This is a genomic window from Pseudomonas sp. NBB (assembly GCF_032701105.1).
In the GTDB taxonomy this organism is placed as follows: Bacteria; Pseudomonadota; Gammaproteobacteria; order Pseudomonadales; family Pseudomonadaceae; genus Aquipseudomonas; species Aquipseudomonas asiatica.
Genome location: NZ_CP103994.1, coordinates 748075 through 760505 on the forward strand (window position 1 = coordinate 748075; position 12431 = coordinate 760505).

Below are 12431 nucleotides of genomic sequence, written 5' to 3' on the forward strand. Positions count from 1 at the left end.
CCTTTAGAGTAGTTATATGAAACAGCGAGCGATGGTAATTCTCGACGGTGGCATGGGCCGTGAGCTACAGCGCAGTGGGGCGCCGTTTCGTCAGCCCGAGTGGTCGGCGCTGGCGCTGAGCGAGGCGCCGGAAGCGGTGGTTGGTGTGCACGCAGCGTTTATCGCTGCCGGTGCCCAGGTCATTACCAGCAACAGCTATGCGGTGGTGCCGTTCCACATCGGCGAAGAGCGTTTTGCAAAGGAAGGCCGACAACTGGCCAATATCGCAGGCCAGCTGGCGCGGCATGCCGCCGATACCGCAGCACACCCGGTCAAGGTGGCGGGCTCGCTGCCGCCGCTGTTCGGCTCCTATCGCCCGGACCTGTTCCAGCCCGAGCGCGTCGAGGAGGTGCTGGCCCCGTTGCTGCAGGGCCTGGCCCCGCATGTTGACTTGTGGCTGGCCGAAACCCAGAGCTCGGTTGCCGAGGTGCGAGCCATTCACGGCCAATTGCCGGCAGACGGCAGGCCGTTCTGGGTGTCGTTCACCCTGCAGGACGAAGAAGTCGACGAGGTGCCACGCCTGCGTTCCGGTGAGCCGGTGGCCGATGCCATCGAAGCCGTGGTCGGCCTGGGCGCGGCGGCCGTGCTGTTCAACTGCAGCCAGCCCGAGGTCATTGGCGCTGCACTGGATGTAGCGCGCTCGGTAATCGAGCGACACAACGCCGACATCGCCATCGGCGCCTATGCCAATGCCTTCCCGCCGCAGCCGAAGGAAGCCACCGCCAACGACGGCCTGGATGAGCTGCGCGAAGACCTTGACCCGCCGGGTTACCTGGCATGGGCCAGCGACTGGCGTGAACGGGGTGCCAGCATGATCGGTGGCTGCTGTGGCATTGGCCCGGAGCATATCGCCGAGCTGAAACGCAACCTGGCGTAAAGCCTTGAAGGGGCAGGGCGGCTTCCGCACCCGCTCGGCCCCAGCCATTAAAAAAAACGTTACTCAGACCCGGATTCCATCGTTTTTCAGTCCCCCCGCCATGCCCCTATAGTCCGCTGAAAGCCGATGCCGAATCGGTGTACACAACTCAGCGGTGCGGGAACCGGATATGAACAAGAACGAGAAATTCGAGGGCAATGCAGCGGCCGGTATCGGTACGCGTGTGGTGTGGAGCGGGGAGCAGGTTCAGCATCCGTACAACGCTACCCAGACCCCGATCGTGGTCAGTGCCGCCTACGGCTACAACGACATCGATGCCTGGTACGACGTGGCGCAGGGCAAGCTGCCCGGCTACATCTACAGCCGCATGAGCAACCCGACAGTCGCTACCCTGGAAGCCAAGCTCTGCGAGCTGGAACAGTCCGAGTCGGCGGTGGCATTCAGCAGCGGCATGGCTGCCATCAGTGCCGTGCTGCATACCTTCCTCTCAAGCGGCAAGCGTGTGGTATCGACCCGCGACAGTTACGGCGGTACCAACAAGATCTTCGAAGAGTTCCTGCCGCGCATGGGCGTGCAGGTCTGCCTGTGCGACACCCTCGACACCGAAGCGCTGGAGCGCGAGATCGCCGCGGGTTGCGACCTGCTGTATCTGGAAACCCCTACCAACCCCACGCTCAAGGTACTGGACATCCAGCGCCTGAGCGCTGCCGCCCGGAAGGCTGGCGCCGTGGTGGTGGCCGACAACACCTTCGCCACCCCGCTGAACCAGAACCCGCTGGCCCTGGGCGTGGATGTAGTGGTGCACAGTGCCACCAAGTTCCTGTCCGGGCACGGTGATGTACTGGGCGGGGTGGTGTGCGGTGCCGAGTCGTTGATGGCCCAGGTGCGCCACTACCGCGAGATCAACGGTGCGGCGCTGGACCCGTTTTCCGCCTACCTGATCATCCGCGGTATCAAGACCCTGGCCCTGCGCCTGCGTCAGCAACAGACCAGTGCCCAGGCCCTGGCGCATTACCTGACTACCGAACCGCTGGTCGAAGCGGTCAACTACCCGGGGTTGCCCCAGCACCCGGGCCATGAGATTGCCAAAGCGCAGATGCGTGGCTTCGGCGCCATTGTCAGCTTCGTGCTCAAAGGTGGCATGCCCACCGTAGCGCGGCTGCTGCCGCGCCTGAAGTACGCCCATCGGGCGGGCAACCTGGGCGCGGTAGAAACCATCTACGGCCCGGCGCGTACCACCAGCCATGTGGAAAACACCCTCGAAGAACGGCTGGCCCTGGGCATTTCCGAAGGGCTGGTGCGCATTTCGGTGGGCATCGAGGACACCGAGGACCTGCTGGCAGACCTGGCACAGGCCTGTGCATCGGTGCGCCAGGAGTTGGCCGCAGCAAAGGAATTGCACGGTGACGAAGACGCCTGCCTGGCCGAAGCACAGGCCTGAGGCAGGCGTGTAGCACCCGCTCCTTGCGGTGGGTGCCACTTCATGAAGTCGAACAAAAACAATATGCAAGGCAATTCGCTTCGCTCTGCCAAGACGAGGTCGTTGCAACGTCCTTGCCCGCCAACTTTCATGAGTAAACCACAATGTCCCTGCAGACAACGACAACGAGAAATGCTTCGGCGCATAGCTTCAAGCAGGATATGCAAACCCGCCATATCGTCATGCTGGCGCTGGGCGGTGTCATCGGTACCGGCCTGTTCCTGACGTCGGGCTACACCGTCAACCAGGCGGGCCCGCTGGGGGCGGTCATCGCCTATATCCTCGGCGCGATCATGGTCTACCTGGTGATGATGTGCCTGGGCGAACTGGCGGTACACATGCCGGAAGTCGGCTCGTTCAGCAGTTACGCCACGCGCTACCTCGGGCCGGGAACAGGCTACATGGTGGCCTGGATGTACTGGCTGACCTGGACCGTGGCCATCGGCTCGGAATTCACCGCCGCCGGTATCCTGATGGTGCGCTGGTTCCCCGATACGCCGGTGTGGATATGGAGTGCGCTGTTCGGGTTTGCGGTGTTCATCAGCAATATCATTTCGGTGCGGTCGTTTGCCGAAACCGAATTCTGGTTGTCACTGATCAAGGTGCTGGCGGTGATTGCCTTCCTGGTGGTGGGCGGCGGCGCGATCCTGGGCGTTTTCGAAATTACCCAGGCGCACAGTGTCGGGCTGGGCAACTTCACCCGCGAGGGGCTGTTCCCTACGGGCTTCTGGTCGATTGCCATGACCCTGCTGGCGGTGGCCTTCGCGTTCTCGGGTACCGAGTTGATCGGCATCGCCGCCGGCGAAACCCGCGACCCGGAAAAGAACGTACCCAAGGCCATCCGTACCACGGTCCTGCGCCTGGCACTGTTCTTCGTCGGTACCATCTTCGTGCTGGCAACCTTGTTGCCACGTGAACAGGCAGGGTTGGTTGAAAGCCCGTTCGTGATGGTGTTTGCCATGATCGGTATCCCCTATGCCGCAGACATCATGAACTTCGTCATCATCACTGCGTTGCTGTCGGCAGCCAATTCCGGGCTCTATGCTGCGGCGCGCATGCTGTGGACCCTCAGCGACCAAGGCAACATGCCCCGCCGGTACGCGGCGCTGTCGCGTCGTGGCACGCCGTTCAATGCCATCGTCCTGAGCATGGCCGGTGGCATGGCATCGCTGCTGAGCAGTGTGTTTGCCCCCGACACCATCTACCTGGCGCTGGTGTCCATTTCCGGGTTGGCGGTGGTGGTGGTGTGGATCAGCATCGCGGCCAGCCAGATGGCATTCCGTCGCCATTACATCGCCAATGGCGGCAAGCTCGAAGACCTCAAGTTCCGCGTGCGCGGCTACCCGTTCGTGCCGCTGGCGGCCATCTTCTGCTGCGTGCTGGCCTGCGTCGGCATTGCCTTCGACCCGGCCCAGCGCGTGGCCCTGTACTTTGGTCTTCCATTTATCGCCTGGTGTTACCTGGCCTACTGGCTGACCCGCAAGTACCGCGACCGTCGCCCGCTGCAACCGGAAGCCTTGGCAACAGGTTCCGAGGCCGCCAGAGCAGGGTGATACTAGGGCACCGGAACGTTGCCACGAGAAACCGCCGATGACCCAGAAAACCCTGCCCCCCTTGAACTGGCTCAGAGCCTTCGAAGTGTCGGCGCGTTACCTGAACTTCACCCATGCAGCCGAGGAACTGCACCTCACCCAAGGGGCCGTGAGCCAGCAGATCCGCCACCTGGAGAGCCAGTTGGGGGTGGCGCTGTTCAAGCGCCTGCCCCGGGGGCTGGGGTTGACCGAAGAAGGCCAGTCCTACCTGCCGGTGGTGCAGGATGCGATAAGCCGCCTGGCGGTAGGCACCAATGAAATTTTCGGGCAACGCCAGCGTCGGCCCCTGAAAGTGCGCGGCAGCCTGTCGTTCCTGCATTTCTGGCTGGCGCCCCGCCTGGCCGATTTTCGCCGTTCGCACCCACAGGTGGACATCCGCTACATCAGTAACCTGTGGGTCAAGGAACTGGATGCAGAGGATGACCTGGAAATCCGCTGGGGCAGCGGCCAGTGGGCTGGCGTGGAGGCGCAGCGCCTGACCCGCGACCTGCTGGTGCCAGTCTGCTCGCCTGCGCTGATTGCCGGCTCCCCGCTACGCGAGCCGCGCGACCTGGCCCGCGTCCCTTTGCTGCACGTGCTGGGTTACGAGGAGGGGTGGGGTTACTGGCTGGAGCGGGTAGGCGCCGATCAGGTCGATTCTTCCAGCGGCCTGCAGTTCGACACTTTGGTGGCGACCTTGCGCATGGCGGAACTGGGGCTTGGGGTGGCACTGGCGCGCTCGTCGCTGGTCGAGGACTTGCTGCAGGAGGGGCGGCTGGTGGCGCCTTTTGCGCAGCGCATCGAGGCGAGCGAGTCGTTTTACCTGGTACGTGGCCTGGGTGAGGCGTTGTCCACGGATGCCCAAGCCTTCAGCCACTGGTTGGTGGCGATGGCCCACCGTTAATCAAATATTTACCTGGAGCACCGATGCAGTACACATCCACGCGCGGCAACGAGACACGGGTTGATTTCCGCACGGCGCTGCTTTCCGGGCTGGCCGACGATGGCGGGCTTTACGTGCCGACTGCGGTGCCGACGTTCAGCCAGCAGGATATTGCCAGCTGGTCGTGGTTGCCGTTCGACGAACTGGCCTGGCGGGTAATGGCGCCGTTTGTCGGCGACACGCTCGATGAGCCGACCCTGAGGGCGCTGGTAAGCGACAGCTACCGCGGCTTCAAGCACCGTGGCATCGCACCGTTGCAGCAGATTGGCCATAACGAATGGATCCTGCAGCTGTTTCACGGGCCTACCCGTTCCTCCAAGGATTTCGCCGCGCAGTTGCAGGCGCGGCTCATTCGCCATTTCCTGGGGCCCGATTGCGAACGGGTCATGCTGGTCGGTGCCAGCAACGGCGATACGGCGGTGGCCGCTATCGAAGCCTTGCGGCATTGCCCTACGGCACGCTTGCTGGCGCTTTACCCTAGTGCCGGGACACCGGCCGACCGGGCGGCGGTGATGCGCAGTGCTGCTTCCGAAAGCGTGAGCTGCGTGGCCGTGGACGGCAGCTTCGATGACTGCCAGTCACTGGTGTCGACGTTGCTGCGTGCATGGCCGTGCCCCGGGCTGATTCCCGTGAGCTTCAACTCGACCAACTGGGTCGGCGTGCTGGCGCAGATCGTGTTCTATTTCCACGCGGCGCTTCAGCTGGGTGGTGGGATTCGGCCGGTGGGTTTCAGCATCCCCACGGCCAGTTTTGCCGAGATCTACGCGGGGTTCATTGCCCAGAAAATGGGCCTGCCGATCAACCAGATCATTGTTTCCACCAACCGCAACGATGCCTTGCACCGGTTCATCCACTGCAATCGCTACAGCCGTGGTTCCACCAGCCAGACCTTGTCGCCGGTCATGGACTTTTCGCTGTTCTCCAACCTGGAACGTTTCGTCTGGGAGCTGTATGACCGCGATGGTGGGGCGACCCGGGCACTGATGGAGCATTTCGAGGATTGTGGCGAGTTGAGCATCGGCAACCGCCAGTGGCTGCACGCGCGCATGCTGTTCGACTCCTACGCCGTGGATGACGCGCTGATTCGCGAAGAAATCGTCACGCTGTTCCAGGAAACCGGCTGCGCAGTAGACCCACACGCTGCCACCGGGGCATTCGCCGGGCGCCTGCACCGGCGCAACATTGGTGCGCCGATCGTCACGCTGGGCCAGTTTGCCCCGGAAAAGTCTGCCGGGTTGCTGGCGGAGCTTGGGGCCTGGCATGGCGAGGTGCCGGCCTGTGGTGTTGGCAGCGCGGGCAGTGGGCCGCTGCTGGCGCCAGAGGACCTGGCGGGGGTTCATGAGATATTGGCCCGGTTGCAGGCAGGACGATGAAGCGCATCCTCGACCCCCTGGACGAGCGAATTCTCGCCGAACTCACCGCCAATGCACGCATTGCCCATGCCGAACTGGGGCTCAAGGTGAACCTGTCGCGTAATGCGGTACGCCAGCGCATCGAGCGCCTGGAGCGTGACGGGGCCATCCAGGGCTATACCCTGCGTATCGGTGAGGGGCGACGACCGACCTCGCTGATCAACGCGGTCATCTTCGTCTACCGCTACGACCGCATGCGCGGAGAGGCTGTGCTCGATGCGTTGCGCCAGATCCCCGAGGTGATCCAGTGTGAAGTGCTCAGCGGCGAATTCGACCTGCTGCTGCGCGTCGAGGCTTCCAGCCCGGAACGGGTGCACCATGTATGGAAGGAGATTGCCGCCATGCCAGGGGTCGAGAACACCGTGACATCGTTCGTCCTGGCCTCGGTGATCTGAGACGCGCGTTTGCCTTTTGGCAACCATTGCTACAACAACGCCGCCCGGGTTTGCGCCCTGGCGGCGTTTTGCATTCCGGCGGCGCTCAGGCGTGCATCGGCTACTGGTCAGATTGGCCAGTAAATACAGCGGATTGCCATATTCAACTGGCATTGCACGGCTCTTACGCTTGTCCCCATCGACCAACCGTCTGGAAAGGACAGCGAACCATGACCGAATACAAAATTGCACTTGTTGGCTTTGGCGGTGTGAACCGTGCCCTGGCCCAACTGATCGCCGAACGCAATGCGCGCTGGCAGCAAGAGCTGGGCTTTGGCCTGAAGATCGTTGGCGTCACCGACCTGTTCCTGGGGTCGGCAATCGACCGCAACGGCCTGGATGCGGCCACGCTGGCTGCTCTGCCTGCTCAGAAGGGGGCGCTGGCGCAGATCCCGCAAGGTTCGGCTGAAGCGTTCAACGAATCGGTGATCAAGCAGTCTGGCGCCGACATCATCGCCGAGGCCACATTCACCAACCCCAAGGACGGTGAACCGGCGGCAACCTTCTGCCGTTGGGCGCTGGAAGCTGGCAAGCACGTGGTCACTACCAACAAGGGGCCGATCGCATTGCATGCTGCGGCGCTGAAGGCCCTGGCCAAGGCCAATGGTGTGTCGTTCGAGTACGAAGGCGCGGTCATGAGTGGTACGCCGGTGCTGCGCATGGCGCGCCAGACGTTGGCCGGCGCAGGCCTGGTGGGGTTCGAGGGCATCCTCAACGGCACCTCCAACTATGTGCTGACGCGTATGGAAGAGGGGCTCGGTTTTGCCGATGCAGTGGCCCAGGCGCAAGCACTTGGCTATGCCGAGGCGGACCCGAGCGCCGATGTGGAGGGGTATGACGTACGCCTGAAAGTGGTGATCCTTGCCAACGAGCTGCTCGGCGCTTGCTTGCAGGTGAGTGATGTGACCTGCAGCGGGATCAGCAGCCTCGATAGCGCTGCTATCCAGCAAGCGCAGGCGGCGGGCCAGCGCTGGAAACTGATCGGCAGTGCCAGCCGTGAAACCGATGGTTCGGTGCGTGCCAGCGTCGAAGCGCGCCTGTTGCCCGGCAACCACCCTCTGGCGGGTATTTCCGGTGCCACCAATGCGGTTGCGTTCAACACCGAATTGCTGGGCGCTGTAACCGTGTCCGGCCCGGGTGCGGGGCGTGTCGAAACGGCATTCGCCCTGTTGTCGGATATCGTCGCCATCCACACTGCTGGCCGCTCGGCCTGAGGAGCAACCTTCATGAGCCTGACTTCCGTGTCCCGGGTAGCCGTCCAGCAACCCGCCTTGATCGATGTCTACAGCCCGTTCGACGGTAACCTGGTCGGCAGCGTCGCCAACCTTGCTGCCGATGCCGTGCCAGGTCTGCTCGTGCGTGCTCGGCAGGGCGTGCACGAAAGTGCTGCGCTGCCTCGGCACCGTCGCGCGAGCATCCTGGAGCAGGCGGCCCGGCTGATAGAGCGCGATGCAGCCGATTTTGCCGGCCTGATTGTCGACGAAGCGGGCAAGACTCTGCGTCAGGCCGAGAAGGAGGTGAAACGCTGCATCAACACGCTCAAGCTGTCTGCCGAGGAAGCGCGGCGCAATGCCGGCGAGGTGGTGCCGTTCGATGCCTACGAAGGCTCCGAATCGCGTCAGGGCTGGTTCACACGCGAGCCGCTGGGGCTGATCCTGGCCATCACGCCGTACAACGACCCGCTCAACCTGGTGGCGCACAAGTTGGGGCCAGCGATTGCCGGGGGCAATGCGGTCATTCTCAAACCCTCGGAGCTGGCCCCGCTTTCTGCCTTGAAGCTGGTGCAGTACCTGGTCGACGCGGGGCTGCCAGAGGCCGTCGTCACCGTGGCCACTGGCGGTGCCGAACTGGGCAAGGCCCTGGTGGCTGTGCGTGAAGTGCGGATGATTTCCTTCACAGGCGGCTTCGCCACGGGCGAACAGATTGCCCGGGGGGCGGGCCTGAAAAAACTGGCCATGGACCTGGGTGGCAACGCCCCGGTGCTGGTACTGAAGGACTGCGACCTCGAGGCCACTGTCGAGTCTTGTGTGTCAGGCGCATTCTGGGCGGCCGGGCAGAACTGCATCGGCACCCAGCGCATCCTGGTGGACGCTTCGATCTATGAGGCGTTCCGCCAGCGCTTCGTTGCCTTGACCCAGGCGATGGTGGTGGGTGATCCTGGCCTGCGCGAAACCGACATGGGGCCGATGATCACCGAAGGCTCGGCCCGGCAGATTGAAGAGCGCGTGAACCAGGCCCTTCAAGGCGGCGCTCGCCTGCTCTGTGGCCACAAGCGCCAGGGGGCGACCTATTCGCCGACAGTGCTGGAGGGTGTTGACCACGCCAGCCGGCTGTGGCGTGAAGAGGTGTTCGCACCGGTGGTGATGCTGGCGCCCTTCGAGGATATCGAGCAGGCCATTGCGCTGGCCAATGCCCCGGAGTACAGCTTGCACGCTGGTGTGTTTACCCGAGACCTGTCCTTGGCGTTGAGCCTGGCACGGCGTATCGAGGCGGGCGGCGTGATGATCAACGACTCGTCCGACTACCGCTTCGATGCCATGCCATTCGGTGGCTCCAAATATGGGAGCCTTGGGCGCGAGGGGGTGCGGTTCGCCTACGAGGACATGACTCAGCCCAAAGTCGTCTGCCTCAACCAGATGGGCTAATAGGAGGAATCTTGATGATCGAACGGTATGGACAAGGCGAACGGATGTCGCTGGCGGTGAGCTACAGGGGCCTGTTCGAAACGGCTGGCGTGGTCGCGGACGACCTGCAGCAGGATGTGCAGGGGCAGTTGCGCCAGGCGTTGAGTACGATCGATGGGCTGATGGCTGAGGCCAACGTCGGCAAGGAACATTTGACCCGGGTTCAGTTATGGATTGCCGACTACAGCCACTTCGACCTGGTCAATGTGGTGTACGACGCCTGGTTGCAGGGTTGTCCGAAACCAGTACGGGCTTGCGTAGGCGCAGACTTGGGAGAGGGTTACCTGGTCGAGGTACAGGTGTTTGCCGTGTGCCCTGAGCGCTCCTGACCCAAAGCGGCTGACGCCCCGGGTCAGCGCACAAACCGGGGTATCGCCTTTACGTAGACCAGTTCGCCTAGCAGTTCCACCAATGTCTGCGTAATCACAGCTGCCGCCGCCAAACCGCGCATGTCTTCCGGCAACGCCAGCGCCAGCGGCAGCACTACCAGCGAATTGCGCGTGGCGGCGCTGAAGGTTACCGAGCGTGCTTCGGTGGCCGGCAAGCGCAGCAGCCTCGCCGATAATATGCCCAGCGCAGGCGCCAGCAGCATGAAGCCGATGTACACCGGAATCACCGGCAGCAAGCGGTCGAAATCACGCAGCACCACGGCAATCTGCGAGGCGATCACTACCACCAGCACCAAGGCCATGGCCGGTACCGGCATCCACGCCCAGGCATCGTTCCAGGCCGAGACCGTGCGCGAGCGACGGGCGCCGGCGCTGGTGAGTACGGCGAGGACCATCGGCAGCACGATCAGTAGCACGAAGGCTTCCACGAACGGGGTGATGGAAATGGCCACGCTGCTGTTGTCACCCAGCATCAGGGCCAGGTAGAGCGGCAGCATTGCCAGTTGTACCAACAGCAGCACCGGGGTGGCGGCCAGGGTCAGGCGGGAGTCGCCTTTGCCGATGTGGGTGAAAACCACCACGTAATCGATGCACGGTGTCAGCAACACCAGCAGCGCGCCGATGAGGATCGCCGGGTGCTCGACCAGCCCGCGGGTGATGGCCCATACCAGTAGCGGCACGAGGACGAAGTTGGCCAGCAGCAGGGCGGAAGTGAAGCGGCGGTTGCCCAGACCCTGGCGCAAGTCGAGGAAGGGGATCTGCAGGAACATCGCGTACATCAGCACGGCGATGGCGGGTGTGACCAGCGCCTCCAGAAGCTGTGCAGTGTCGCTTGTCAGCAGGCCGAACGTGACGGCGGCGAGCACGGCGACGAAATAGATCGGGACCTGGTGGGTTTCAAGTTGCTCTCTGGTCAATGTAGGGCCTGTGCTCGGTGGTATGGAGGAGGCACAGGGTAATACCTGCTGCCAGTAGGGGGCGCGGTTTTTTGTGGGAGCGGCCTTGTGTCGCGAAAGGACCGCGAAGCGGTCCCGGCGATCTCGATGGTGAAGGTGCAATCGTGGGGCCGCTGCGCGCCCCTTTCGCGACACAAGGCCGCTCCCACATTGACCGCATCGACTTCAAGTCATGCCGCCTGAGTCAAACGAAAAAGCCCGGCACTAGGCCGGGCTTTTTCCTGTCAGGCAATCGCCAATCAGTTGCCGTAAACCGGCAGCTTCTTGCAGATGGCCTTGACCTTTTCACGCACGGCGTCGATAACCGCTTCGTTGTTCAGGTCAGCCAGGATGTCGCAGATCCAGCCAGCCAGCTCGCGGCACTCGGCTTCCTTGAAACCACGGGTGGTAACGGCTGGGGTGCCGAAACGCAGGCCCGAGGTGACGAACGGGGAACGTGGGTCGTTCGGTACCGAGTTCTTGTTGACGGTAATGAAGGCTTTGCCCAGGGCGGCGTCAGCGTCCTTGCCGGAGATTTCCTGCTTGATCAGCGACAGCAGGAACAGGTGGTTCTGGGTGCCACCGGAAACCACGTCGAAACCACGCTCGATGAACACGCTGGCCATGGCCTGGGCGTTCTTCACGACCTGCTGCTGGTAAGCCTTGAACTCAGGCTGCAGGGCTTCCTTGAAGCAGATGGCCTTGGCAGCGATGACGTGCTCCAGCGGGCCACCCTGGGCGCCAGGGAAGACGGCGGAGTTCAGCTTCTTCTCGATCTCTTCGTTCTTGCGAGCGAGGATCAGGCCGCCGCGCGGGCCGCGCAGGGTCTTGTGGGTGGTGGTGGTGACCACGTCGGCGAACGGAACAGGGTTCGGGTACACGCCAGCGGCAACCAGGCCGGCAACGTGGGCCATGTCGACGAACAGGTAGGCACCGACCTTGTCGGCGATGGCGCGGAAGCGGGCGAAGTCCAGCACCTGCGAGTAGGCCGAGAAGCCGGCAACGATCATCTTCGGCTTGTGCTCGACAGCCAGGCGCTCGACTTCGTCATAGTCGATCAGGCCGTTGCTGTCGATGCCGTACTGGATGGCGTTGTACAGCTTGCCCGAGGAGCTTACCGAAGCACCGTGGGTCAGGTGGCCACCGTGGGCCAGGCTCATGCCCAGGATGGTGTCACCGGCCGACAGCAGGGCCAGGTAGACGGCGGCGTTGGCCTGGGAGCCGGCGTGCGGCTGGACGTTGGCGTAGTCGGCGCCGAACAGTTCCTTGGCACGGTCGATGGCCAGCTGCTCGACGACGTCGACGTACTCGCAACCACCGTAGTAGCGCTTGCCTGGGTAGCCTTCGGCGTACTTGTTGGTCAGGACCGAGCCCTGGGCCTCCATGACTGCCGGGCTGGTGTAGTTTTCCGAAGCGATCAGCTCGATATGCTCTTCCTGGCGCAGAGCTTCTTGCTGCATGGCTTCGAAGAGCTCGGCGTCGTACTTGGCAATGGTCAAATCACGGCTGAACATGGCGGTCCTCAAGGATCGGGGTGAATTGGGGGGGCATTCTAACCGATTGATCCGCGGCTGGCATATGAAGTGGCATCAAGTCGCGGACCAATGGGCTTCACGTTGCATCCCGCGCCGTTTCTGGGCTGGGCGGGAACTGGAGTTGACTCGCAG

Annotated in this window: 11 protein-coding genes; 9 read left to right on the top strand and 2 right to left on the bottom strand. The window is 63.2% G+C overall.

The features are described 5' to 3' along the window. Nucleotides 1-31 precede the first annotated feature (31 nt). From NY023_RS03380 to NY023_RS03420, 9 genes are all read left to right on the top strand, one after another. Nucleotides 32-916 carry a homocysteine S-methyltransferase family protein gene (locus tag NY023_RS03380; protein ID WP_013970800.1) on the top strand — a complete coding sequence of 295 codons (885 nt, stop codon included), beginning with the start codon at nt 32-34 and terminating at the stop codon, nt 914-916. 169 nt (nt 917-1085) lie between these two features. Beyond that, nucleotides 1086-2357 carry a cystathionine gamma-synthase family protein gene (locus tag NY023_RS03385; RefSeq protein WP_013970801.1) on the top strand — a complete coding sequence of 424 codons (1272 nt, stop codon included), beginning with the start codon at nt 1086-1088 and terminating at the stop codon, nt 2355-2357. Nucleotides 2358-2500: 143 nt separating this feature from the next. Beyond that, nucleotides 2501-3949 (top strand): amino acid permease, encoded by a 1449-nt coding sequence (locus NY023_RS03390; protein WP_013970802.1) that lies wholly within the window; start codon nt 2501-2503, stop codon nt 3947-3949. 37 nt (nt 3950-3986) lie between these two features. Then, nucleotides 3987-4871, top strand: coding sequence for a LysR substrate-binding domain-containing protein (locus tag NY023_RS03395; protein WP_013970803.1), 885 nt, complete (start codon nt 3987-3989; stop codon nt 4869-4871). Between the two features lie 23 nt (nt 4872-4894). Beyond that, the gene (locus tag NY023_RS03400; protein WP_013970804.1) at nt 4895-6283 is read left to right on the top strand and encodes a threonine synthase; all 1389 of its coding nucleotides are present in this window, start codon (nt 4895-4897) and stop codon (nt 6281-6283) included. After that, on the top strand, nt 6280-6717 hold the full coding sequence (locus NY023_RS03405) for an Lrp/AsnC family transcriptional regulator (protein ID WP_013970805.1): 438 nt from the start codon (nt 6280-6282) through the stop codon (nt 6715-6717). Before NY023_RS03400 ends, NY023_RS03405 begins: the two co-directional genes overlap by 4 nt. 209 nt (nt 6718-6926) lie before the next feature. Further along, nucleotides 6927-7970, top strand: coding sequence for a homoserine dehydrogenase (locus tag NY023_RS03410; RefSeq protein WP_013970806.1), 1044 nt, complete (start codon nt 6927-6929; stop codon nt 7968-7970). A 12-nt stretch (nt 7971-7982) separates the two neighbouring features. Further along, on the top strand, nt 7983-9401 hold the full coding sequence (locus NY023_RS03415) for an aldehyde dehydrogenase family protein (protein ID WP_013970807.1): 1419 nt from the start codon (nt 7983-7985) through the stop codon (nt 9399-9401). A gap of 44 nt (nt 9402-9445) precedes the next feature. After that, nucleotides 9446-9769: a RidA family protein gene (locus tag NY023_RS03420; protein WP_013970808.1), complete on the top strand. Its 324-nt coding sequence runs from the start codon at nt 9446-9448 to the stop codon at nt 9767-9769. 23 nt (nt 9770-9792) lie between these two features. On the opposite strand, the gene NY023_RS03425 is transcribed toward NY023_RS03420, so the two are convergent. Next, nucleotides 9793-10746: an arsenic resistance protein gene (locus tag NY023_RS03425; protein ID WP_013970809.1), complete on the bottom strand. Its 954-nt coding sequence runs from the start codon at nt 10744-10746 to the stop codon at nt 9793-9795. A 278-nt stretch (nt 10747-11024) separates the two neighbouring features. After that, entirely contained in the window at nt 11025-12278 is a 1254-nt protein-coding gene (gene glyA, locus NY023_RS03430; RefSeq protein WP_003256308.1) for a serine hydroxymethyltransferase, read from the bottom strand. Nucleotides 12279-12431 lie beyond the last annotated feature (153 nt).

Coding starts and splice junctions, on each gene's coding strand:
- glyA (WP_003256308.1), bottom strand. CDS start 12,278: ATGTTCAGCCGTGATTTGACCATTGCCAAGTACGACGCCGAGCTCTTC.
- NY023_RS03400 (WP_013970804.1), top strand. CDS start 4,895: ATGCAGTACACATCCACGCGCGGCAACGAGACACGGGTTGATTTCCGC.
- NY023_RS03405 (WP_013970805.1), top strand. CDS start 6,280: ATGAAGCGCATCCTCGACCCCCTGGACGAGCGAATTCTCGCCGAACTC.
- NY023_RS03385 (WP_013970801.1), top strand. CDS start 1,086: ATGAACAAGAACGAGAAATTCGAGGGCAATGCAGCGGCCGGTATCGGT.
- NY023_RS03420 (WP_013970808.1), top strand. CDS start 9,446: ATGTCGCTGGCGGTGAGCTACAGGGGCCTGTTCGAAACGGCTGGCGTG.
- NY023_RS03410 (WP_013970806.1), top strand. CDS start 6,927: ATGACCGAATACAAAATTGCACTTGTTGGCTTTGGCGGTGTGAACCGT.
- NY023_RS03415 (WP_013970807.1), top strand. CDS start 7,983: ATGAGCCTGACTTCCGTGTCCCGGGTAGCCGTCCAGCAACCCGCCTTG.
- NY023_RS03390 (WP_013970802.1), top strand. CDS start 2,501: ATGTCCCTGCAGACAACGACAACGAGAAATGCTTCGGCGCATAGCTTC.
- NY023_RS03395 (WP_013970803.1), top strand. CDS start 3,987: ATGACCCAGAAAACCCTGCCCCCCTTGAACTGGCTCAGAGCCTTCGAA.
- NY023_RS03380 (WP_013970800.1), top strand. CDS start 32: ATGGTAATTCTCGACGGTGGCATGGGCCGTGAGCTACAGCGCAGTGGG.